Below are 24277 nucleotides of genomic sequence, written 5' to 3' on the forward strand. Positions count from 1 at the left end.
ATCCGTCAGGCGCATAGCCACGAACGACGCGGCTTCCAGCGCATATTGGAAAAGCGCGACATTTCCTTATAAGATCGCGCCTTCCCCCTAAATCGTCGCCCCGTGCGGCTTCAACCGCCCGTCTCGCCAGCTTTGTTCCCGCAATACCCGGCCAGGACACGCGGCCAGTGGCAAAAGAAGAAAGGTAGTAACCATGAGCGCTAGGCATTTTCTCTCCCTGATGGACTGTACTCCCCAGGAGCTGAACAGCCTGATCCGCCGAGGCACCGAGCTGAAGGATCTGCGCAACCGAGGCGTGCGTTACGAGCCCTTGAAAAGCCGCGTGCTGGGCATGATCTTCGAGAAGGCCTCCACCCGTACCCGCCTCTCCTTCGAGGCCGGCATGATCCAGCTCGGCGGCCAGGCGATCTTCCTCTCGCCGCGCGATACCCAACTGGGCCGCGGCGAACCCATCAGCGACAGTGCCATCGTCATGTCGCGCATGCTCGACGCGGTGATGATCCGCACCTTCGCCCACAGCACGCTGACCGAGTTTGCCGCCCATTCGCGAGTGCCGGTGATCAACGGCCTGTCCGACGACCTGCACCCCTGCCAGTTGCTGGCCGACATGCAGACCTTCCTCGAGCACCGCGGCAGCATCCAGGGCAAGACCGTGGCCTGGATCGGCGACGGCAACAACATGTGCAACACCTATATCGAGGCCGCCATCCAGTTCGACTTCAAGCTGAACGTGGCCTGCCCCGAGGGCTACGAGCCCAATGCCCAATTCCTCGCCCAGGCCGGCGACCGCGTGAAGGTCCTGCGCGACCCGCGCGAAGCCGTGGCCGGCGTGCACCTGGTCAGTACCGACGTCTGGACCTCCATGGGCCAGGAAGAAGAAACCGCCAAGCGACTGGCGCTGTTCGCCCCCTACCAGGTGAACAAGGCGCTCCTCGACCTCGCGGCGGAGGACGTGATATTCATGCACTGCCTGCCTGCCCATCGCGGCGAAGAGATCAGCGTCGACCTGCTCGACGATCCGCGCTCTGTTGCCTGGGACCAGGCAGAGAACCGCCTCCACGCCCAGAAGGCCCTGCTCGAACTGCTGGTTGAACACGCCCACCACGCATGAATCGCGAAACTCTGCTCAGCCTGCGCAACCTCAGCTGCGGTTACCACGACCAGCAGGTTGTGCGGGGCCTGAACCTCCATCTCAACGCCGGAGACATCGGCTGCCTGTTGGGCCCCTCGGGCTGCGGCAAGACCACGACCCTGCGTGCCATCGCCGGCTTCGAGCCGGTGCTGGAAGGCGAAATCCAGCTGGCCGACGATGTCATCTCCCGCGCCGGGTTCACCCTGGCTCCGGAGAAACGGCGAATCGGCATGGTCTTCCAGGACTACGCCCTGTTCCCACACCTGACCGTGGCCGACAACGTCGCCTTCGGCATCCGCAAGGCACCAGACTGCGAGCGCACGGTCAGCGAGTTGCTTGAACTGGTGAAGCTGGGCCACCTGGCCAAGCGCTATCCCCACGAGCTGTCCGGCGGCCAGCAGCAACGGGTCTCACTGGCCCGGGCCCTCGCTCCGGAACCGCGCCTGCTGCTGCTCGACGAACCCTTCTCCAACCTCGACGGCGAGCTGCGTCGCCGCCTCAGTCAGGAAGTTCGCGAGATACTCAAGGCGCGCGGAACCAGCGCCATCCTGGTCACCCACGACCAGGAAGAAGCCTTTGCTGTCAGCGACCACGTCGGGGTATTCCGCAATGGCCTGCTGGAGCAGTGGGACACCCCCTACAACCTGTACCACGAGCCCCTGACGCCCTTCGTCGCCAGCTTCGTCGGCCAGGGTTATTTCATCCGCGGCCAGCTGATTTCCGCCGACGCGGTGAACACCGAACTGGGCACCATCCGTGGCAACCGTGCCTACACCTGGCCCCAGGGCTCGGCGGTGGACGTGCTGCTGCGTCCAGACGATATCGTCCACGCGCCGGACAGTGACCTGCGCGCCAAGGTGATCGGCAAGACCTTCCTCGGCGCCGCTACCCTCTATCGCCTGCAACTGGCCACCGGCAGCCAGCTGGAATCGATCTTCCCCAGCCATGCCGACCACCAGCCCGGACAAGAGGTCGGCATCCGCATTGCCGCCGACCACCTGGTGGTCTTCCCGGCACAAGGCAGCGTCGCCGCGCACTTCACGCCCCAGGAGTCCGGCGTACGCCGCATCAGCGGCGCGCTCTGAAACGAAGGAGGCCGCGTGATGCGGCCCCTTTTCGCTCATCCTGTCGGACTTCGAGCCGGTGGGCTGAAGCCCACAGCGCTGCCTCCAGCTACACCCACAACCGCCCGCTGGCCACCAGCACCGAGTGCCCCGCGATACTCACCCGGTCGCCATCCAGACGGCACCAGAGGTCGCCACTGCGGGCGGAGCACTGCTCGGCTCGCAGTACGCGCTTGCCGAGACGATTCGCCCAGTACGGGATCAGCGCACAGTGCGCTGCGCCGGTTACCGGGTCTTCGTCGATGCCGATCACCGGGGCGAAAAAGCGCGAGACGAAGTCATGCTTCATGCCCGGCGCGGTAACGATCACCCCCGACCAGGGCAGCTTCGCCAACGCCTTGAAATCCGGTTTGCACTCACGCACCGCCTGCTCCGACTCCAGCACCACCAGCAGGAAGTTGGCACCGAGCGCGTCCACCGGGGCGACGCCCAGGGCATGCTCCAGTTCCAGGGTCACTCCTACTTCCTGTGGCACCTGCACTGGGAAGTCCAGCGCCAGCCGCCCCTCCTCCTCACGGGTCACGCGCAGCTCACCCGACTTGCTGGTGAATTCCAGGCGATCACCCGGTTCCTGGTAGAGCTCGAACAGCACATGGGCGCTGGCCAGGGTGGCATGGCCGCAGAGTGGAACCTCCGCCTTGGGCGTGAACCAGCGAATGTGCCAGGCACTGCCCTCCTTCACCAGGAAGGCGGTCTCCGACAGGTTGTGCTCGGCGGCAATGCGTTGCATGAGCTGGTCGTCGAGCCAGGCGTCGAGGCGATAGACAATCGCCGGGTTGCCACCAAAGGCGCGTTGGGTAAAGGCATCGACCTGATGGAATTCCAGCTGCATGACAAACTCCTTGAAGTGGGAACGAGGCAATTCAGCCAGCCACCGGCGCCCCGCACCCCCGGAAGCGGCCAACGGTTATCAGGTATACAGCCCAGGTCAGTCTAGCGGAGGTAAGCCGTAGCGATGCGGCAGTTCGCTCATCCGGCCGGCCCCACGCAGGCGCTTGATTCCGTCTTCGAACATGGCCGAATGGCGGGCGCTGGTCGCTCGTGCTGACGCGAATGCCAGGCAGATCGGGATATCCGGCGAACGGCAGCCAGCCTTTACCAGCTTGCCCCTTCCCGAAGCGTTCCTTCAGGCGCCGCTGCGCACGCGCTGCACGGCATCCAGCCAGCCATCGTAGAGTTTCTGCCGATGGCCCTCGGCCATGCGTGGCACAAATCGCTGCTGACGATGCCAGTGGCTGGCCACTTCGTCCAGATCGCGGTACAGCCCGACCTGCAAACCTGCGAGATAGGCCACGCCCAATGCGGTGGTCTCGGTCACTTCCGGGCGCTCCACTGGCACCCCGAGGATGTCGGAAAGGAACTGCATCACCCAGTTGTTCTCCACCATGCCCCCATCCACGCGCAAGGCACTGGGCGCCGCGGCGCCATCCTGGGCCATAGCCTCCAGCAGATCGCGGGTCTGATAGCAGACCGATTGCAGCCCGGCGGTGACGATTTCCTTGATGCCGGTGTCGCGGGTCAGGCCGAAGATGGCGCCACGGGCGCGGGGGTCCCAATAGGGTGCGCCAAGGCCGGTGAACGCCGGAACCAGGTACACGCCACAAGCATCGCCGGTCTGTTCGGCCAGGGCTTCGGTATCGCGGGCGTGGCTGATCAGCTTGATGCCGTCGCGCAGCCACTGCACGGCGGCACCGGCCACGAAGATGCTGCCTTCCACCGCGTAGCTCACCTTGCCATTGAGGCGGTAGCCGACCGTGGTCAGCAAACGGTTGCGGGAAACCACCGGCTGGTCGCCGGTGTTCTGGATCATGAAGCAGCCGGTGCCATAGGTGCTTTTCACCATCCCGGGCTGGAAGCAGGCCTGGCCGATCAGCGCCGCCTGCTGGTCACCGGCCATGCCACGAACGGGAATGCTGGCGCCGAGCAGGCTCGCCTCGGTATCGCCGAACTCGGCGGCGCAATCGAGGACTTCCGGCAACAGGCTTGCCGGGATGTCGAACAGCCGCAGCAACTCTCCATCCCACTGTTGACTATGGATATTGAACAGCAGGGTGCGCGAGGCATTGGTGGCATCGGTGCGGTGCACCTTGCCGCCGGTCAGGCGCCAGAGCAGGAAGCAATCCACCGTGCCAAAACGCAGCTCGCCGCGCTCGGCACGCTCCCGGGCACCTGGCACGTTTTCCAGCACCCAGCGCAGCTTGGTGGCGGAGAAATAGGGGTCGATCAACAGGCCCGTACGATTGGCCACGTCCGCTTCCTGGCCGGCAGCCTTCAATTCGGCGCAATAGTCGGCGGTGCGGCGGTCCTGCCAGACGATGGCCGGATGGATCGGGGTCCCCGTCAGCGCATCCCAGACCAGGGTCGTCTCACGCTGGTTAGTGATGCCGATGGCGGCGATATCGCCTGGATTCAGGCCACTCTGTTCGATGGCTTCGCGGCAGACCTTGAGGGTCGTCAGCCAGATTTCCTCGCCGTCGTGCTCCACCCAGCCGTCCTTGGGAAAGTACTGCTTGAACTCCTGCTGGGCACGCGCCACCGGCAGGCCCTGGGCGCTGAAAACGATGGCGCGGCTGCTGGTGGTGCCCTGGTCGATGGCGAGCAGGTATTGGGCCATGGCAATGCTTCCTTGTTCTTGTTCCGGGCTTCTTATGGACGACCTATATCGGCGAAAACGCCTTGAGTATGGGCGGCCAGGGTATCGGCTGAGAGTTCCGCCTCCAGCCCGCGCCGGCCGGCGCTGACGTGGATGCTGTCGAAATTGCGCGCGGTGCTGTCGATGAAGGTACGCAGGCGCTTCTTCTGCCCCAGCGGGCTGATACCGCCCACCAGGTAGCCAGTGGTGCGCTGGGCCTGGTTGGGGTCGGCCATCTCAGCCTTCTTCGCGCCGGCGGCATGGGCCAGGGCCTTGAGGTCCAGGCTGCCCGCCACCGGCACCACCGCCACCAGCAGTTCACCTTTCTCCGTGGCGGCGAGCAGCGTCTTGAATACCCGTGCCGGGTCGAGATTGAGCTTCTCGGCGGCTTCCAGGCCGTAGGATGGCGCCTTGGGGTCGTGGTGGTAACTGTGCACCTTGTGCTCAGCCTTGGCTTTCTTCAGCAGATCGATGGCGGGCGTCATGTTCGATTGTGAAAATCCTACGACAGATTCGGCGTACCTTAACGGGAAAAGCCGTCGTTCGACAGCCCGCCGCTATAATGCCGCGCAAAACAAGGAGCCAGTATGAACCTGGGCCCACGGCAACAAGACATCCTCCACCTCGCCCGCGAGCGCGGTTACGTCAGCATCGACGAACTGGCCCAGGCCTTCGCCGTCACGCCGCAGACCATCCGCCGCGACATCAACCAGCTTGCTGAGCACGGCCTGCTGCGACGCACCCATGGCGGCGCAGCCAGCGAAGCCTCGAGCATCCAGAACACCGCCTACGCCATGCGCGCCGGACAGAACCGTGACGAGAAGCAGCGAATCGCCGACGCCGTGGCGGAGTACATCCCCGATCACGCCTCGCTCTTCATCAACATCGGCACCACCACAGAGGCTATCGCCCGCGCCCTCATGGGCCACAAGGGCCTGAAGGTGATCACCAACAACCTGCACGTGGCCGCGCAACTGGCCGACAAGCCGGACTTCGAGGTACTGGTGGCCGGCGGCACGGTGCGCAGCGACGGCGGGATTGTCGGCCAGGCAGCGGTGGACTTCATCCAGCAGTTCAAGGTGGATTACGCCCTGGTAGGCATCAGCGGCATCGACGAAGACGGCAGCCTGCTGGACTTCGACTACCAGGAAGTACGCGTGTCCCAGGCAATCATCGAGAACGCCCGCCAGGTCTTCCTTGCCGCCGATTCCAGCAAGTTCGGCCGCAACGCCGTGGTGCGCCTGGGCTCCATAACCGCCGTCGACCGGCTGTTCACCGACCACCAGCCCTCCCCTGCGCTGACCCGTCTGCTGGCCGAGCACAAGGTGCACGTCGAGCGCGTCTGACCCGCCTTCCCCTGTGTGAATTTTCCATGACCACCTGGCGCGAACTCGCGCATCGGGCTGGTCATATTGCGTTCGCTCATCTAGGCTATTTTCGAAAATGAACATTATAAGTTCGGTTTCGACCTTGGTGCCTGCCATGAACCACACCCACTCCCCCATTGCCGAGGTCTACGACCTCGCCGTCGTCGGCGGCGGCATCAATGGCGTCGGCATTGCCGCCGATGCGGCTGGCCGGGGCCTGTCGGTATTTCTCTGCGAGAAGGACGACCTCGCCCAGCACACGTCTTCGGCCAGCAGCAAGCTGATTCACGGCGGCCTGCGCTACCTGGAACACCACGAATTCCGTCTGGTGCGCGAGGCCCTGGCCGAGCGCGAAGTGCTGCTCGCGAAGGCGCCACATATCGTCAAGCCATTGCGCTTCGTCCTGCCGCACAGGCCACATCTCCGTCCGGCCTGGATGATCCGCGCAGGGCTGTTCCTCTACGATCATCTCGGCAAGCGCAAACGACTGCCCGCATCCCGCAGCTTGCGATTCGGTGCCGGCAGCCCATTGCGAGCGGAAATGACCCAGGGCTTCGAATACTCCGATTGCTGGGTGGACGACGCCCGCCTGGTGGTACTGAACGCCATGGCGGCCCGCGAGCGCGGCGCCCATGTTCACACCCGCACCCGTTGCGTCAGCGCCCGTCGCAGCAAAGGGCTCTGGCATATCCACCTGGAGCGTGCCGACGGCAGCCTGCTGTCGATCCGTGCCCGCGCCCTGGTCAACGCCGCCGGCCCCTGGGTGGCCCGCTTCATCGAGCAGGATTTGAAGCAAGTGACGCCCTATGGCATCCGCCTGATCCAGGGCAGCCACATCATCGTGCCGCGCCTGCATGACGGTGAGCAGGCGTACATCCTGCAGAACGAGGACCGCCGCATCGTCTTCGCCATCCCTTACCTGGAGCGCTTCACGCTGATCGGCACCACCGACCGCGAGTATCACGGCGACCCGGCCGAGGTGGCGATTACGCCGGAAGAAACCCGTTACCTGCTGGAGGTGGTCAACCGCCACTTCAAACGCCAGTTGACCGAGCAGGACATCCTCCACAGCTACTCCGGCGTACGCCCGCTGTGCAATGACGAATCGACCGATCCGTCGGCAGTGACCCGTGACTACACCCTCGCCCTCTCCGCCCATCCCGGCGACGCCCCGCTGCTCTCGGTGTTCGGCGGCAAGCTCACCACCTACCGCAAACTGGCCGAAGCCGCCCTGCAACAACTGGCGCCCTGGTTCCCCCTCGCCAGGGGCCCCTGGACGGCCACTGCCCCGCTACCCGGCGGCGAACAGATGGAAAGCCGCAGCGCCCTGGTGGAAGCGCTCTGCGCCAGCTTTGGCTGGTTGCCCACCCACATCGCCCGACGCTGGGCCAACCTCTACGGCAGCCGCAGTTGGCAGATCCTGCGTGGCGTGCACGAACTGGCCGACCTCGGCGAACACCTGGGTGCCGGCCTCCACACCCGCGAGGTGGACTATCTCTGCAAGGAAGAATGGGCGGTCAGCGCCGAAGACATTCTCTGGCGCCGCACCAAGCTCGGCCTCTTCATGAGCGCCAGCCAGCAGGCGCGCCTGGCCCACTACCTGAACCGGTCGCGGGCTGATGCGGCGTAGGCGGTACCGGGAAATCGCCCCGTGCACAAGGCCGATATCTTCAGCTCGATCCGGATCGTAGGGTGCGCTGTGCGCACCGATTCCGGGATCGGCTTCGGCACCCCGTCAAACCTCCGGTGCGCGCGGCGCACCCTACCGGATCGGCTTCATCCTGCTGCCCGGGCATTTGAATCGTCACAGATTGAAGGCACCCCGGTCACAGCTGCGCCACATGCCCCTCGGCGCGATGGGCCATCAGGTGCGGCAACACCGCCGACAACAGCGTCTCCTTGAAGGCTTCCTGGAAGCGATGGGCCAATCCGGGAATCAGCTTCAGTTCCGAACCCTTGATATGCGCCGCCACATGCACGCCGTGCATCACCGGCAGCAGCGGATCGGCCGTGCCGTGCACCACCAGGGTGGGCACCTGCAGGCGGTTGAGCAGGTCGACACGGCTGGGCTCGGCGAGGATCGCCAGCATCTGCCGCTGCACCCCTTCGGGGTTGAATGAGCGATCGTAGGCCTTGGCCGCCTGTTCCAGCAGCTGCTGCCGGTCATCGCTGACGTCGGGGCTACCGAGGGCAGCCAGCAGGTCGGCCTGCTGCTGGATGGCCACCGTCCGACTCGGCGCTTCGCGCCGGGACAGCAGTTCCAGCAAGGCCGGGCTCGGCGCCGGCAGGCCCTGGGCGCCGGAGCTGGTCATCACCAGGGTCAGGCTGAGTACCCGTTCCGGTGCCAGGTCGGCCAGGTGCTGGGCGATCATCCCGCCCATGCTGGCACCCAGTACATGGGCCTGCTGAATGTTCAGGGCATCCAGCAGGTGCAACGAATCGCGGGCCATGTCGCGCAGGCTGTAAGGCGCTGAAACCGCCAGCCCCAGGCGATAGCGCACCACGTCGTAGGGCAGGTTCGCCGAGGGTGCGGGGCCAGTCCAGGCCGACAGCCCGACATCGCGATTGTCGAAGCGAATCACTCGGAATCCACTCTCGCAGAGGCGCTGCACCACCTCGTCGGGCCAGTGGATCAGTTGGCCACCCAGCCCCATGATCAGCAGCAGCGCCGGGTCCTGTTCGCGCCCAACGCTCTGGTAGGCCAGACGCACCTCGCCCAGGTCGACGGTCTCTGTCGGCACGGCAACATCGCAGCGAGCGTTGGCGATAGCAAAGGAAGGCAGGCCGCAGATGAGCGCGGCGAGCAGGATCAGCACACGCATGATGGAAATCCAGAACGCAAAACCCCAGTTGAACGCGATTCTGATGAATTCCATCGCATCGCTCTGCCACAGAACCGTGACAATTTCATGACGAGCGCTGAACGGTCGTTGTCCCGCTCGGCTTCAGGCCAGTGAGAGCTTCAGGATGACCTGTGCCTCGCCGGCGCGAGTCACCCCTCGCCCTCTGGGAGAGGGGCGGGGGGAGAGGGTTGCGTCAGCGGGCATAGAGGTTTTGGGATGAACAGAGCGGCTTTCGCGCTACGCCTCAAACACCCACCTGACGCGCTGGCGCGTGGCTGCGCTGGGCACTTTCCCAGTTGGCGGCCAGCCCCACCGGCATATCCTCGGGCGCCATCGGCCGGCGGCCGCGCACCAGGTCCGAGGCGCGTTCGGCGAGCATGATGGTCGGTGCGTTGAGGTTGCCGTTGGGCTCGGTGGGGAAGACCGACGAATCGATCACCCGCAGGCCCTGGATGCCCCGCACGCGCAACTCGGAATCCACCACGGCCATGTCGTCCTCACCCATGCGGCAGGAGCCGCAAGGGTGCATGGTGCTTTCCATGTTGGCGCGCACGAAGGCGTCGATTTCCTCATCGGTCTGCACCTTGGGACCGGGCGCCAGTTCCTCGCCGCGGTAACGGTCCATGGCCGGCTGGCCGATGATTTCGCGGGTCAGGCGTACGCAGCGGCGGAAACCTTCGCGGTCCTCCTCGCTTTCCAGGTAGTTGAAGCGGATTTCCGGGTGCTGGTACGGGTCCGCCGACAAGGCGCGGACGTGGCCACGGCTCTTCGGCTTGTTGGGGCCGGTGAGCACCATGAAGCCATCCCCCTTGAACGGTTTGTCGCCGTCGTAGCGCATCGCCGCCGGCAGGAAGTGGAACTGAATGTCCGGCCAGCGCAGCCCCTGCTCCGAGCGGATGAAACCGCCGGCTTCGAAGTGGTTGCTGGCGCCCAGGCCATCCTTGAACAGCAGCCAGCGCAGCCCGATCAGCGCCTTGCCCAGCAGCCCCATCTTGCCGTTGAGGGTGATGGGCTGCTTGCATTCGTACTGGATGTAGATTTCCGAGTGGTCCTGAAGGTTTTCACCGACGCCCGGCAGATCGTGGCGAACCTCGATACCGGCCTTCTTCAGCACCGCCTGCGGGCCGATGCCGGAACGCTGCAGCAAGTGCGGCGAGCCAATGGGACCGGAGGACACCAGTACCTCGCGGTTGCAGCGCACGGTCTGGGTCTGGCCGCCCTGGTCGTACTCCACGCCGACGACCCGTTTTCCGTCGAGGAGCAGGCGCCGGGTCATGGCGTGGGTGACCACGGTCAGATTGGGCCGCTCCATCGCCGGACGCAGATAGGCGTTGGCGGTGGACCAGCGCACACCGTTCTTCACGGTCATGTGCATGGCGCCGAAGCCTTCCTGCATGTAGCCGTTGCAGTCTTCGGTTTTGATGTACCCGGCCTCGAAACCCGCCTCCACCCAGGCCCCGTACAGCGGGTTCTGCATGTTGTTGCCGTTGTTGGTAGCCAGGGGGCCACTGGCACCCCGGTAATCATCGCCGCCGAACTTGAAGGACTCCGCACGCTTGAAGTACGGCAGGCAGTTCCGGTAGCTCCAGTTCTTCGCCCCCAAGTTTTCCCATTCGTCGAAGTCATAGGCGTGGCCACGGATGTAGACCAGGCCGTTGATCGAAGACGATCCGCCGAGCACCTTGCCCCGTGGGCAGTGCAGGCGACGACCGTCCAGATGCGGCTCGGCCACCGTCTCGTAGCGCCAGTTGTACTTCTTGGTGTTCATCGGGATGGAAAAGGCGCTGGGCATCTGGATCAGCACGCTGCGGTCGCTGCCGCCGAACTCCAGGACCAGCACGGAGGTGCCGGCATCCTCGGTCAGGCGGTTGGCCAGGACGCAGCCAGCCGAGCCCGCACCAATGATGATGTAGTCGTATCTGTTAGCCATGATTTTTCTCACATTGAAGCTGGACGAGACCGTGGCGATTACCAGGCTTTACCCGTCGTGAAATGAGGCGCCTCTTTCTCGATCTGGCGAATGAGGGTTTCCTCCTTCGTCAGGTCGAGCGACAGGCACAGCAGGTAGTAGGCGACGCCGGAAACGATCAGGCCGACCAGCCACGCCATGTCCACACTGCCGATCATCCGGGCCAGCGGGCCGACGTAGACTTCCTCGGGACCGCTGAAGATGGTGAAGAAGGGAATCATCACCACGAAGCCGATCAGGTAGGCGATCAGCCCGCGGCTGCCCCAGCGGCCGTAGATGTTGTCGTGCGGCAGGAAGAAGTGCGGGATGGCATAGCGGCCCTTGCGCACGAAGAAGTAGTCGGTGAGGTTGACGGCGGTCCAGGGCACGAGGAAGTACAGCATCACCACCAGGTACATGTTGAGCATCGACAGGCCCGAGCCGGAGGCGTTGATGCTGATCGCCACGCCCAACTGCAACAGCACGACGAAGATGATCGCCAGGATGCGTACCCTCGCCGTGGGCTTGATCTTCCTGAACGAGTCCACGCCGGTGATGGTGGTGAGCTTGGCGCTGTAGATGTTCATCGCGATCACCGGCAGGAAGGCCAGGATGGTGACCGCCACCACCGCCGTCCCCAGCTGCGGGGCGAAACTGGCGCCGACACTGTTGAGCGCGACGAGTACATCGGTGGTACGCAGGTGCTCCGCCAGCCAGCCGCCGACCGAGATCATCCATGCCCCCGAGAGCGAGGCGCCAACGAACACCGCCGTGATCAGTTTTCCGCTCGAGGTGTTCTTCGGCAGGTAACGGGAGTAGTCCGAGACGTACGGCGCGTAGGCGATGTTGTAGCTGGCGGCCGCCGCGAACTGCGCGACGAAACCGGTCAGGGTGAATCCGAGCTTGACCGCTTCAGCGCCATCGTCCGGCAGCGGTGCGGACGGAACCCAGCCCAGCAGTACCGCCAGCGTCACCAGCCCGTAGAGCGGCAGCGAGAGGAACAGCGACCACTTGAAGGTCTTGTGCATCCAGTCATGGCCGAGGATGGCCAGGACCGTGGCGGGTACCGAAACGACCAGGGCGACGGTCATCGGGTCCCAGTGAAACAGGGCCTCCAGCCCCTGCATCATCAGCACCAGGTTGACGATGTTGAAGCCGGCGAAGACGAACAGTGTCGCCAGCAAGACCAGCACCACGCCGCGATAGCCGAACTGGGCACGCGACTGGATCATCTGCGGCAGGCCGAGATGCGGCCCTTGCGAGCCATGGAACGCCATGAACAAGGTGCCGAACATGATGCCCAGCGTACCGGCGATCATGGTCCAGAACGCGCTCAAACCCACGCTCGGGCCCACGAAGCCGATGGTCATGGTGAAGAAGGTGAAATTGCCGACGAACCAGAAGGGGCCCTGGGCGGACAACTTGTCGGTTCTCTCGTTTTCCTGGATGAAATCGATGGAATGCCCTTCGATTTCCAACCCGCGTTGTCCCTCGGTCGCGGACAGGCTTTGTGATGCTGATTTCATGGTATCTCCGCTCTTGTTTTCATATGGAGTATCACCAGGCTCCGCACCCAGGCAGCCCGTACGAGACGGCCTGGCAAGGCGGGTGCGGATCGATCATGCGGCGGCAGCGGGGACTGCCGACGCCTCAGCTGAAATCACTTAAGGAAGTGTGATCCACACCGCCTTGGTTTCCAGCAGGTAATCCAGCTGTTCCGACCCAAGGTCCTTGCCGTAGCCCGACTGCTTGTAGCCGCCGAAGGGCATGGAGGGATCGAGGGTGCTGTGGGCATTGACGTAGACGGTGCCCGCGCGCAGGCGCGGGATCAGGTTGTGGACCCGCCCGAGGTCGTTGGAATAGAGCGCTGCGGCCAGGCCGAACAGCGAGTCGTTGGCCAGCGCCAGGGCTTCGTCTTCGGTGTCGAAGGGCGCGGTGACCAGCACCGGGCCGAAGATCTCTTCCTGGACGATGCGCATGTCGTTGCGGCAGTTGGCGAAGACGGTTGGCTGGACGAAATATCCGGGACCTTCGACCGGCTCGCCGCCGTAATACAGCTCCGCGCCTTCCGCTTTGCCGACCTCGATGTACTCCAGCACCCGTTGCTGTTGCTGACGCGAAACCATCGGGCTGATGAAGCAGTCCGGGTCCAGGCCGGGGGCGATCTTCAGGGTTGCGGTGTAGGCGGCCAGTTCGCGCAGGAACTCGGCGTAGACGCTGCGATGGACATAAGCACGGGTACCCGCGTCGCAGACCTGTCCGGAGTTGAAGAACACCCCGTTGGCCACCGCCTGGGCCGCGGCCTTGATGTCGGCATCGGCGAAGACGATCACCGGCGACTTGCCGCCCAGTTCCAGGGTCAGGCGCTTCATCTGGTCCATCGCCGCCTTGCCCACGCCGCAGCCCACGGGGGTCGATCCGGTGAAGCTGAGCTTGTCGATACCTAGGTGGCTGGACATGGCCGCACCGACCACGCTGCCGCGCCCGGTGACGATGTTCACCACGCCATCCGGGATGCCCGCTTCCTGTAACAGCTCGGCGAAACGCAGGGCCGAAAGGGAGGTCAGCTCAGCCGGTTTCACTACCACCGTGCAGCCCACCGCCAGCGCCGCGCCCAGCTTCCAGGCCATGGTCTGCAGCGGGAAGTTCCAGGGCACGATGACGCCCACCACGCCCACCGGCTCCTTGCGCGTATAGGCCAGGTAGTTGCCCGGCAGCGAAGGCTCGACGGTGCGGCCATGGATCTTGCTGGCCCAGCCGGCGAAGTAGCGGAAGGTGTCGACGGTGCCCTGGATATCCACGGCCCGCGCCTGGGCGACCGACTTGCCCATGTCGATGGATTCGATTTCCGCCAGCTCATCGGCGTTGGCTTCGATCAGGTCGGCCAGGCCATGCAACAGGCGCTCGCGCTCCAGCGGCTTGAGTTGGCTCCAGGCGCCGCCATCGAACTGTGTGCGCGCGGCCTGCACCGCGTGGTCCAGGTCCTCTGGCGTACCCATGGGAATGCGGGTGAGCACGGCGCCGGTAGACGGCTCGATCACTTCGGCGGTGTCAGCCGATTCCAGCCAGGCGCCGCCCACGAACATTTTCTGCGCCTTGCCGAGGAAGCGCTGGGTGGCTTCGGATACGCCGAACTGCTGCAGATAGTCTTTTACTTTGATGTCCACGCTCTGTTCCTCCTGGCCTGTCAGCGGTTGCGGGCGCGTTCGTGGAAGATGAAGCCGATGCTGTTCATCAGCAGCTGCGCCGCGAGGATCGAGGTGGCGCCGGTGGGGTCGTAAGCCGGTGCGACCTCCACCAGGTCGATGCCGACCACCCGGCCCTGGCTGCGTTTGGCCAGCGCCTGGATGATTTCCAGCACCTCGTAGTAGAGGAAGCCGCCGTGGCTGGGCGTGCCGGTGCCGGGAGCGATGGACGGGTCGAAACCGTCGATGTCGATGGTGATGTAGTAATCCAGGCCTTCCGGGATCTTCGCCATGACGCCTTCAGTACCCAGCCGGCGCACGTCGCGCACCGAAAGGATCTGCGAGCCGGCAGCGCGGGCGGCGTCGTAGTCATCGCGGTTGGAGGACGACACGTTGCGAATGCCCATCTGGGTCATGCCGACGATGTGGTCCAGCTCGGAGGCGCGGCGCAGTGGGTTGCCGTGTCCGTAGCGCACACCGTGCCGCTCGTCGACGAAGTCCAGGTGCGCATCGAAGTGCACGATATGGATGGGGGCGTGACCCTCGAAGGCCTTGATCACCGGGGCGTGGATCGAATGGTCGCCACCCAGCACCACCGGCATGGCACCGGATTCGAGAATCTTGCGTACGGCGAATTCGATGTTGTCGTTACTGGAGGCCATGTCGGTGTGGACGATGTCCGCATCGCCGACATCCACCATGCGTACCTGGTCCTGGGTCAGGTAGAGGGCGTCGTCCTCGTGGTCGTAGGCGCCGGAATGGCCGAAGGAAAACAGCGTGGAGGCTTCGCGAATACTGCGCGGTCCGAAGCGTGCCCCGGAGCGCCACTGCGTACCCATGTCATTGGGCGCGCCGAGAACGGCGACGTCCGCGTTTATGGCATCCCAGTCGGTGCAGATCGGGGACTTGGCAAACGTACAGTGACCTACGAAAGGCAGGTTCAACCGCCCGGACTCATAAGCATTCTTCGACATCGTCGTGCGCCTCGCTTCTTGTTTTCAGTAGTCGGCGAACCGGCTTCGAATTCGCCGTTGCAGGCACTATGGGCGCAGGATTATTTTGTAAAAATGCAAAACATCAGATGCTCATATCGCTGAATCCGAAGTAGCCATCGACTGGGAGGTTCGCGTGATCCAGTTGCACGATGTCGACCTGAAACTCCTCAGGGTTTTCGCCACTATCGTCAAATGCGGCGGCTTCTCCGCCGCCCAGGCCGCGCTCAATGCGGGCCAGTCCACCATCAGCGAACAGATGAACCACCTGGAGACGCGACTGGGGGTCAAGCTCTGCCAGCGCGGACGCAGCGGCTTCCGCCTGACCGAGCAGGGCGTGGCCATCCATGAGGCGACCCAGCGGCTGCTTTCGGCGGTGGAAACCTTCTGCATGGACGCCGACGTACTCAAGCAGCGCATCAGCGGCAAGCTCAACCTCGGCATCATCGACAGCACCATCACCGACCGCGACTCTCCCCTGCCCCGCGCCACGCAGCGTTTCGTCTCCCGCGGGCACGACGTGCACCTCAGTGTCTACGTCGGCACTCCCGCGGAACTGGAAGAACGGGTCCTGGACAATCGCCTGCATCTGGCCATCGGTCACTTCCCGGCACGTATTCCCGGCATCCACTACTCGCCGCTGTACCGCGAGGCACTGGGACTCTATTGCGGACGCCACCACCCGTTGTTCGAGACCAGGCTGGAGGGGGCCGAACTGGGCAAGGCCATCGGCGCCAGCCGCATCGTGGTGCGCGGCTACATGCAGCAGTACGACCTCGACGTGCTTGGCGTGAGCAAGGCGGCGGCCACTGTGGATAACATCGAGGCCCTGGCCATCCTAATCATCTCCGGCGCTTACCTCGGCCTGCTGCCGATGCATGTCGCCGAACAATGGGTACGCACCGGCGAAATGCGCCGCCTGCCCATCACCGATTCGCAGCTCGAATCGCCCTTCGACGTGATCACCCGTCGCGGGGCGATGCCGCCGATCCTCCATGCCTTCCTCGAAGACCTGACCCAGTGCTCCGGCAGCTCGGGCAAGGCTTGAGCCCTCCGCAGGCGAACATTTCATGCGCATCCACGTGACCTTCATCGACCGTGTCGGCATCACCCAGGAAGTCCTGGCCTTGCTCGGTGGCCGCAATCTCAACCTGGAAGCGGTGGAGATGATTCCGCCGAATGTCTACATCGACGCCCCCAGCCTCGGCCCGGAGGTGCTGGAAGAACTGCGTGAAGCCCTGCATGGCGTGCAGGGCGTGCAGGCGGTGACAGTGGTGGACATCCTGCCCGGCCAGCGCCGACGCCTGCAGCTCGATGCATTGCTGGAGTTCGTCAGCGACCCGGTGCTGGCGGTGGACGACAGCGGCCACGTGCTGCTGGCCAACCCCTCGCTGACCAACCTCTACGGTCGCGAGCCTGCCGGGGAGCCACTGTCGAACCTGTTCGACGATCCCGCCCTGGCGCAAACCCTGATCGACCGTGGATTTCGCCTGCCCATGTGCGAAGTGGCCTTCAGGGGGCAGTCGCTGCTGCTGGACGCCACGCCAATCAGTAGCACCACGGATAGCGGACCGGGCGATCTGGCCGGCGGCCTGCTGACCCTCTATCCGCCGAGCCGCATCGGTGAGCGGCTGGCCTCGCTGCGCCATGACGGCGGCGAGGGCATGGAGGCCTTGCTCGGCAAGTCGCCGCCGTTGAAGCAGCTCAAGGCACGACTGCGCAAGGTCGCCGGCCTGGACGCGCACCTGCTGATCCGTGGCGAGACCGGCACCGGCAAGGAACTGGTGGCCCGCGCCTGCCACGCCCTGAGTGAGCGACGCGACGCGCCATTCTTGGCGTTGAACTGCGCGGCACTGCCGGAAAGCCTGGCCGAAAGCGAACTCTTCGGTTACTCGGCGGGCGCCTTCACCGGCGCCCAGCGCGGCGGCAAGCCCGGCCTCCTGGAAATGGCCGACGGCGGCACTGTATTCCTCGATGAAGTCGGCGAGATGTCTCCCTACCTGCAAGCCAAGCTGTTGCGCTTTCTCAGCGACGGTTGCTTCCGCCGGGTCGGCGGCGACCGGGAAGTGCATGTGAACGTCCGCGTGCTCGGCGCCACTCACCGGGACCTGGAAGGCATGGTCGGCGCCGGCACTTTCCGTGAGGACCTGTTCTACCGCCTCAACGTGCTGAACCTGGACGTCCCGCCCCTGCGCGACCGTGGCCAGGACATCCTCCTGCTCGCCGGGCATTTCCTCGACCAGGCCTGTGCGCAGATCCAGCGGCCGCCCTGCCAACTGGCCCCTGGCACCTACCCGCTGCTGCTGGGCAATCGCTGGTCGGGCAACGTGCGCCAGCTGCAGAACGTGATTTTCCGAGCCGCCGCCATCAGCGAAGGCGACCTGATCGACTGCGACGACCTCGAGCTTGCCGGCACCGCCCTCAGCCCCCAGCAGGCCGACTCCCTGGAGGTCACCAGCCTGGAAGACGCGGTGCAAGGCTTCGAAAAGAACCTGCTGCAACAGCTCTACGCCGTCTACCCGTCCACGCGGCAACTGGCGGCGCGATTGAATACCTCCCATACCGCCATCGGACAGCGGCTGCGCAAGTACGGCATTTCCCGCTAGGGCGGGCGTGGGTCCACCTCTCCTGTAGGGTCGAATTCATTCGACAAGCAGGACGTAGTCCTGCCCTTCGAGTTGTCGGGGGCAGCTGCGCTGCTCTTGGCGAATGAATTCGCCCCTACACGGCACCAGGCATGGCACCGGTTCGAATACGTTCCACTGGAGCGATTTCGCTCCAATCTTCCTCAAGCCCCGGTTTCCGGGGCTTTCCTCGTTCAGGGCGATTGAAAGACGCTTTTCGGAGTGGAGCGATATCGCTCCAAAGATTACCAGCCGGGAACGAAAAAACCTCTCAATTCATTGATATATAAGACTTTTAAATAGATGGCACCTCAATTGCTTTTGTTCCATCAGCCGAGCCAAGCGCTCGGGCCCCAACCTGATAACAAGAGGACGTTCCATGACCACGCTGCGTTTTACTCCCGAGCACGAATGGCTGCGCGTCGAAGCCTCCGGTGACGTGACCGTCGGCATCACCAGCTTCGCCCAGGAAGCCCTGGGCGATGTGGTGTTCGTGCAGTTGCCGGATGCCGGCCGCTATGACGAAGGGCAGGAGGTCGCGGTGCTGGAGTCGGTGAAGGCCGCCAGCAACATCACCATGCCGCTGACCGGCGAAGTGCTGGAGGTGAACCAGGCCCTGGCCGACAATCCCGAGCTGGTCAACGAGGCACCCATGGGTGACGGCTGGTTCTTCCGCATCCGCCCGGACAACCCCGAAGCCGTCGCCAGCCTGATGGATCAGGCCGCCTACGATCGCTTCCTCGCCGACCACGCCTGACGGAGGAGCCACCATGAGCCTCGCCCAATTCCCCCTGGACACGCGCAACGAGTTCGTCCCGCGCCATATCGGCCCGCGCGAAGCGGACATCGCCGCCATGCTGGCGCTGACCGGCCATGAATCCCTGGAGGCGCTGATCGCCAGCGTCATCCCCGACAGCATCAAGGGCACCAGCGTGCTCGACCTGCCGGCCGGCCAGGGCGAGGCTGAAGCCCTCGCCGCGATCAAGGCCATCGCCGCCAAGAACCAGCTGTTCAGGAACCACATCGGCCAGGGCTACTACCCCTGCCACACCCCCAGCCCGATCCTGCGCAACCTGCTGGAGAATCCGGCCTGGTACACCGCCTATACGCCGTACCAGCCGGAAATCTCCCAGGGTCGCCTGGAAGCCCTGCTGAACTTCCAGACCCTGGTCAGCGACCTCAGCGGCATGGAGATCGCCAACGCCTCCCTGCTGGACGAGGCCACCGCCGCCGCCGAGGCCATGACCTTCTGTAAGCGCCTGGCGAAGAACAAGGCGCCGGCCTTCTTCGTCTCCGTGCACTGCCACCCGCAGACCCTCGAGGTGCTGCGCACCCGCGCCGAACCCCTGGGGATCGAGGTGGTGATCGGTGAAGAGGCCGAGCTGGGCGACCTGTCCGGCTACTTCGGCCTGCTACTGCAATACCCGGCCAGTACCGGTGATGTGCCCGACCATCGCGCCCTGGTGCAGCGCGCCCATGCCGCCGGCGCCCTGGTCGCCGTCGCCGCCGACCTGCTGGCCCTGACCCTGCTGACCCCGCCCGGCGAGTTCGGCGCCGACGTGGTGCTGGGCAGCGCCCAGCGCTTCGGTGTGCCGCTGGGCTTCGGTGGCCCGCACGCGGCCTACTTCGCCACCCGCGACGCGTTCAAGCGCGACATGCCGGGTCGCCTGGTGGGCATATCCGTCGACCGACATGGCAAGCCGGCCCTGCGCCTGGCCATGCAAACCCGCGAGCAGCACATCCGCCGCGAGAAGGCCACTAGCAACATCTGCACCGCCCAGGTGCTGCTGGCCAACATCGCCAGCATGTACGCCGTCTACCACGGCCCGCAGGGCCTGGCCTGTATAGCCCGGCGTGTGCACCGACTGACCGCGATCCTGGCCCAGGGCCTGGCGCAGCTCGGCCACCAGGTGGAGCAGTACCACTTCTTCGACACACTGAGCCTGGTCACCGCTCGCCCGGTGGACGAGGTGCACGCCGCCGCCCGCGAGGCGCGCATCAACCTGCGGCCACTGGACGAGGTGCGCGTGGGCCTGTCCCTGGACGAAACCACCACCCAGGCCGACGTCGAACAGCTCTGGGCGGTGTTCGCCGACCAGCGCCAGGTGCTGCCGGACTTCGTCGAACTGGCGGCGCGCACCGGTGACTGCCTGCCCCTGGAGCTGCTGCGCGAAACGCCCTTCCTGCAGCACGAGGTGTTCAACCGCTACCACTCGGAAACCGAGCTGATGCGCTACCTGCGCAAGCTGGCGGACAAGGACCTGGCCCTGGACAGGACCATGATCCCGCTGGGTTCCTGCACCATGAAGCTGAACGCCGCCAGCGAGATGATTCCCATCACCTGGGCCGAGTTCGGTGCCCTGCACCCCTTCGCGCCCGCCGAGCAGAGCGCCGGCTACCAGGAGCTGACCACCGAACTGGAAGCCATGCTGTGCAAGGCCACCGGTTATGACGCGGTGTCCCTGCAGCCCAACGCCGGCTCCCAGGGCGAATACGCCGGCCTGCTGGCCATCCGCGCCTACCACCTGAGCCGGGGCGACGACCAGCGCGACATCTGCCTGATCCCGCAGTCGGCCCACGGCACCAACCCGGCCACCGCCAGCATGGTCGGCATGCGCGTGGTGGTGACCGCCTGCGACGCCCGTGGCAACGTCGACATCGCCGACCTCAAGGCCAAGGCCGAAGAGCACCAGGAGCGCCTCGCCGCGCTGATGATCACCTACCCGTCCACCCACGGCGTGTTCGAGGAAGGCATCCGCGAAATCTGCGACATCATCCACGCCAACGGCGGCCAGGTGTACATCGACGGCGCCAACATGAACGCCATGGTCGGCCTCTGCGCCCCGGGCCAGTTCGGCGGCGACGTCTCGCACCTGAACCTGCACAAGACCTTCTGTATCCCCCACGGCGGCGGCGGCCCGGGCGTCGGCCCGATCGGCGTGAAGGCGCACCTGGCGCCCTTCCTGCCCGGCCACGGCCACGGCCACGGCCACCTGGAGCGCAAGCATGGGGCAGTCAGCGCCGCGCCCTTCGGCAGCGCCAGCATCCTGCCGATCACCTGGATGTACATCCGCATGATGGGTGGCGAAGGCCTCAAGCGTGCCTCGCAGCTGGCGATCCTCAGCGCCAACTACATCGCCCGCCGCCTGGAGGAGCACTACCCGGTGCTCTACACCGGCGAGAACGGCCTGGTGGCCCACGAGTGCATCCTCGACCTGCGCCCGCTCAAGGACAGTAGCGGCATCAGCGTCGACGACGTCGCCAAGCGCCTGATCGACTTCGGCTTCCATGCCCCGACCATGTCCTTCCCGGTGCCGGGCACGCTGATGATCGAGCCCACCGAGAGCGAGTCGAAGGAAGAGCTGGACCGCTTCTGCGAGGCCATGATCCGCATCCGCGAGGAAATCCGCGCGGTGGAGAACGGCGAACTGGACGCCGAGGACAACCCGCTGAAGAACGCCCCGCACACCGCCCAGGAACTGGTCGGCGAGTGGACCCACCGCTACAGCCGCGAACTGGCCGTGTACCCCAGCGCCAGCCTGGTGGACGGCAAGTACTGGCCGCCGGTGGGTCGCGTGGACAACGTCTACGGCGACCGCAACCTGGTCTGCGCCTGCCCGTCCATCGAGGCCTATCAGGACGCCTGATCCGCGACCCCCTGTAGGAGCCAGCTTGCTGGCGAAGCCCTGCATCAGGGCCATTCGCGAGCAAGCTCGCTCCTACAGCCAGACCCTTTGCGCTGCATTCAACCGAACAAGAAGGAAACCGACCATGTTCCACAAGAGCCTGACCCTCTCCGATTTCGACCCTGCCCTGTTCGACGCCATCCACCGTGAGGCTCAGCGCCAGGAAGACCATATCGAGCTGATCGCCTCGGAAAACTACACCAGCCCGCAGGTGATGCAGGCCCAGGGCAGCGAGCTGACCAACAAGTACGCCGAGGGTTATCCGGGCAAGCGCTACTACGGTGGCTGCGAGTTCGTCGACAAGGTCGAGCAGTTGGCCATCGACCGCGCCAAGCAACTGTTCGGTGCCGATTACGCCAACGTCCAGCCGCACTCCGGCTCCCAGGCCAACAGCGCCGTCTACCTGGCCCTGCTGAACGCCGGTGACACCATCCTCGGCATGAGCCTGGCCCACGGCGGCCACCTGACCCACGGCGCCAAGGTGTCGTCCTCGGGCAAGCTGTACAACGCGGTGCAGTATGGCATCGATGGCAATGGCCTGATCGACTACGACGAGGTCGAGCGCCTGGCCGTGGAGCACCAGCCGAAGATGATCGTCGCCGGCTTCTCTGCCTACTCCAAGACCCTGGACTTCCCGCGCTTCCGCGCCATCGCCGACAAGGTGGGTGCGCTGCTGTTCGTCGACATGGCCCACGTGGCTGGTCTGGTGGCTGCCGGTCTGTACCCGAACCCACTGCCCTACGCCGACGTGGTCACCACCACCACCCACAAGACCCTGCGCGGTCCGCGCGGCGGCCTGATCCTGGCCAAGTCCAACGACGAGATCGAGAAGAAGCTGAACTCCGCCGTCTTCCCCGGCGCCCAGGGCGGCCCGCTGATGCACGTGATCGCCGCCAAGGCGGTGTGCTTCAAGGAGGCGCTGGAGCCTGGCTTCAAGGACTACCAGGCCCAGGTGATCCAGAACGCCCAGGCGATGGCCAAGGTGTTCATCGAGCGCGGCTACGACGTGGTCTCCGGCGGCACCGACAACCACCTGTTCCTGGTCAGCCTGATCAAGCAGGGCAAGACCGGCAAGGAAGCGGACGCCGCCCTCGGCCGCGCCGGCATCACCGTGAACAAGAACGCCGTACCGAACGACCCGCAGTCGCCCTTCGTAACCTCGGGCCTGCGCATCGGCACCCCGGCAGCCACCACCCGGGGCTTCGGCGAGCAGGAATGCACGGCACTGGCGGGCTGGATCTGCGACATCCTCGACCACCTCGGCGATGCTGATGTCGAAGCCCAGGTGGCCCACCAGGTAGCGGCGCTCTGCGCGCGCTTCCCGGTCTATTCGGCCTGACCGGGAGACGGCACATGTCCCTCAGCGTCTTCGACCTGTTCAAGATCGGTATCGGCCCCTCCAGCTCCCACACGGTCGGCCCGATGCGTGCCGCCGCGCGCTTCGCCCAGGGGCTGGAGGCCGACGGGCTGCTGGAGCGGACGGCTGGCGTCCGGGCGGAGCTCTACGGCTCCCTCGGCGCAACCGGCAAGGGCCACGGCAGCGACAAGGCCGTGCTGCTGGGGCTGGAGGGTGAGCAGCCGGACCTGGTGGACACCGGCACGGTGGACCTGCGCCTGGCGATCATTCGCGAGAGCGGGCGCCTGCGGCTGCTGGGTGAGCGGGAGATCCATTTCGTGGAAAAGGAGCACCTGGCGCTGATTCGCAAACCGCTCCCCTACCACCCCAACGGCATGATCTTCCGCGCCTTCGACGCCGCCGGCATCCAGATCCGTTCGCGCGAGTACTACTCGGTGGGCGGTGGCTTCGTGGTGGATGAAGAAGCCGCCGGCCTGGACCGCATCGTCGAAGACCGCACGCCGCTCGCCTATCCCTTCAAGACCGCCAGGGACATACTCGCCCACTGCACCGCCAGCGGGCTTTCCATCAGCGGCCTGATGCGCGAGAACGAGCAGGCCTGGCGCACCCCTGAGGAAACCAGCGCGGGCCTGATGAAGATCTGGCAAGTGATGCAGGACTGCGTGACCACTGGCTGCCGCAAGGAAGGCATCATGCCCGGCGGGCTCAAGGTGAAACGCCGTGCCGCCGCGCTCTATCGCCAGCTCAGCGAACACCCGGAGGCCAACCTCAAGGACAGCCTCAGCGTGCTGGACTGGGTGAACCTCTACGCCCTGGCGGTGAACGAGGAAAACGCCACCGGCGGCCGCGTGGTCACCGCGCCCACCAACGGCGCGGCGGGCATCGTCCCGGCCGTGCTGCACTACTACAGCCGCTTCGTGCCCGGCGCCAACGACGACGGCGTCGAGCGTTTCCTGCTCACCGCCGCCGCCATCGGCATCCTCTATAAGGAGAACGCCTCCATCTCCGGCGCCGAAGTGGGCTGCCAGGGCGAGGTCGGCGTGGCCTGCTCCATGGCTGCCGGCGCGCTGTGCGAAGTCCTCGGCGGCACCCCGCAGCAAGTGGAGAACGCCGCCGAGATCGGCATGGAACACAACCTCGGGCTGACCTGCGACCCGGTCGGCGGCCTGGTCCAGGTGCCCTGCATCGAGCGCAACGCCATGGGCTCGGTGAAGGCCATCAATGCCGCACGCATGGCGCTACGTGGAGATGGCCAGCACTTCATCTCCCTGGACAAGGTGATCCGCACCATGCGCCAGACCGGTGCCGACATGAAGAGCAAGTACAAGGAAACCGCCCGCGGCGGCCTCGCCGTGAACATCATCGAATGCTGAAGAGCGCCCTCTCC

General features: G+C 65.3%; 18 protein-coding genes. 10 read left to right on the top strand and 8 right to left on the bottom strand.

Features of this window, described 5'->3' with window-relative positions:
* Positions 1-193: 193 nt before the first annotated feature.
* Together argF and THL1_RS21625 are read left to right on the top strand one after the other, a co-directional pair.
* A complete protein-coding gene (argF, locus tag THL1_RS21620; RefSeq protein ID WP_069085151.1) occupies positions 194-1111 on the top strand; it encodes an ornithine carbamoyltransferase in 918 nt (305 codons plus the stop codon).
* A complete protein-coding gene (locus tag THL1_RS21625) occupies positions 1108-2217 on the top strand; it encodes an ABC transporter ATP-binding protein (protein ID WP_069085152.1) in 1110 nt (369 codons plus the stop codon). The genes argF and THL1_RS21625 overlap by 4 nt, the downstream gene beginning before the upstream one ends.
* Positions 2218-2305: 88 nt before the next feature.
* Here THL1_RS21625 and THL1_RS21630 read toward each other — a convergent pair whose 3' ends face one another.
* From THL1_RS21630 to ybaK, 3 genes are all read right to left on the bottom strand, one after another.
* Entirely contained in the window at positions 2306-3088 is a 783-nt protein-coding gene (locus THL1_RS21630; RefSeq protein ID WP_069085153.1) for a PhzF family phenazine biosynthesis protein, read from the bottom strand.
* Between the two features lie 294 nt (positions 3089-3382).
* Positions 3383-4870: a glycerol kinase GlpK gene (gene glpK, locus THL1_RS21635; RefSeq protein WP_069085154.1), complete on the bottom strand. Its 1488-nt coding sequence runs from the start codon at positions 4868-4870 to the stop codon at positions 3383-3385.
* A gap of 32 nt (positions 4871-4902) precedes the next feature.
* Complete coding sequence (gene ybaK / locus THL1_RS21640; RefSeq protein WP_069085155.1) at positions 4903-5373, bottom strand: Cys-tRNA(Pro) deacylase; 471 nt, start codon at positions 5371-5373, stop codon at positions 4903-4905.
* 102 nt (positions 5374-5475) lie between these two features.
* On the opposite strand from ybaK, the gene THL1_RS21645 reads away from it, so the two are divergent.
* Both THL1_RS21645 and glpD read left to right on the top strand, forming a co-directional pair.
* The gene (locus THL1_RS21645; protein WP_069085156.1) at positions 5476-6234 is read left to right on the top strand and encodes a DeoR/GlpR family DNA-binding transcription regulator; all 759 of its coding nucleotides are present in this window, start codon (positions 5476-5478) and stop codon (positions 6232-6234) included.
* A gap of 136 nt (positions 6235-6370) precedes the next feature.
* A complete protein-coding gene (gene glpD, locus THL1_RS21650) occupies positions 6371-7885 on the top strand; it encodes a glycerol-3-phosphate dehydrogenase (RefSeq protein ID WP_069085157.1) in 1515 nt (504 codons plus the stop codon).
* A gap of 196 nt (positions 7886-8081) precedes the next feature.
* Here glpD and THL1_RS21655 read toward each other — a convergent pair whose 3' ends face one another.
* From THL1_RS21655 to speB, 5 genes are all read right to left on the bottom strand, one after another.
* On the bottom strand, positions 8082-9077 hold the full coding sequence (locus THL1_RS21655) for an alpha/beta fold hydrolase (protein WP_069086598.1): 996 nt from the start codon (positions 9075-9077) through the stop codon (positions 8082-8084).
* A gap of 265 nt (positions 9078-9342) precedes the next feature.
* A complete protein-coding gene (betA, locus tag THL1_RS21660) occupies positions 9343-11028 on the bottom strand; it encodes a choline dehydrogenase (RefSeq protein ID WP_069085158.1) in 1686 nt (561 codons plus the stop codon).
* Between the two features lie 38 nt (positions 11029-11066).
* A complete protein-coding gene (locus THL1_RS21665; protein WP_069085159.1) occupies positions 11067-12572 on the bottom strand; it encodes a purine-cytosine permease family protein in 1506 nt (501 codons plus the stop codon).
* Positions 12573-12710: 138 nt separating this feature from the next.
* A complete protein-coding gene (locus THL1_RS21670) occupies positions 12711-14213 on the bottom strand; it encodes an aldehyde dehydrogenase family protein (RefSeq protein WP_069085160.1) in 1503 nt (500 codons plus the stop codon).
* A gap of 20 nt (positions 14214-14233) precedes the next feature.
* Positions 14234-15205 carry an agmatinase gene (gene speB / locus THL1_RS21675; RefSeq protein WP_069085161.1) on the bottom strand — a complete coding sequence of 324 codons (972 nt, stop codon included), beginning with the start codon at positions 15203-15205 and terminating at the stop codon, positions 14234-14236.
* Positions 15206-15359: 154 nt separating this feature from the next.
* Here speB and THL1_RS21680 point away from each other — a divergent pair, with 154 nt between their 5' ends.
* The 6 genes from THL1_RS21680 to THL1_RS21705 all read left to right on the top strand — a co-directional run bounded on the left by THL1_RS21680 (position 15360) and on the right by THL1_RS21705 (position 24263).
* A complete protein-coding gene (locus THL1_RS21680) occupies positions 15360-16271 on the top strand; it encodes a LysR family transcriptional regulator (protein WP_069085162.1) in 912 nt (303 codons plus the stop codon).
* 22 nt (positions 16272-16293) lie between these two features.
* Positions 16294-17829 carry a sigma-54-dependent transcriptional regulator gene (locus THL1_RS21685; RefSeq protein WP_069085163.1) on the top strand — a complete coding sequence of 512 codons (1536 nt, stop codon included), beginning with the start codon at positions 16294-16296 and terminating at the stop codon, positions 17827-17829.
* Between the two features lie 397 nt (positions 17830-18226).
* Positions 18227-18604, top strand: coding sequence for a glycine cleavage system protein GcvH (gene gcvH, locus THL1_RS21690; RefSeq protein WP_069085164.1), 378 nt, complete (start codon positions 18227-18229; stop codon positions 18602-18604).
* A gap of 13 nt (positions 18605-18617) precedes the next feature.
* A complete protein-coding gene (gene gcvP / locus THL1_RS21695; RefSeq protein ID WP_069085165.1) occupies positions 18618-21494 on the top strand; it encodes an aminomethyl-transferring glycine dehydrogenase in 2877 nt (958 codons plus the stop codon).
* 124 nt (positions 21495-21618) lie between these two features.
* Positions 21619-22872 carry a serine hydroxymethyltransferase gene (gene glyA, locus THL1_RS21700; protein WP_069085166.1) on the top strand — a complete coding sequence of 418 codons (1254 nt, stop codon included), beginning with the start codon at positions 21619-21621 and terminating at the stop codon, positions 22870-22872.
* A gap of 14 nt (positions 22873-22886) precedes the next feature.
* Positions 22887-24263 (top strand): L-serine ammonia-lyase, encoded by a 1377-nt coding sequence (locus THL1_RS21705; protein ID WP_069085167.1) that lies wholly within the window; start codon positions 22887-22889, stop codon positions 24261-24263.
* Positions 24264-24277: the final 14 nt, after the last annotated feature.

The organism is Pseudomonas sp. TCU-HL1 (assembly GCF_001708505.1).
Classification (GTDB): Bacteria; Pseudomonadota; Gammaproteobacteria; order Pseudomonadales; family Pseudomonadaceae; genus Metapseudomonas.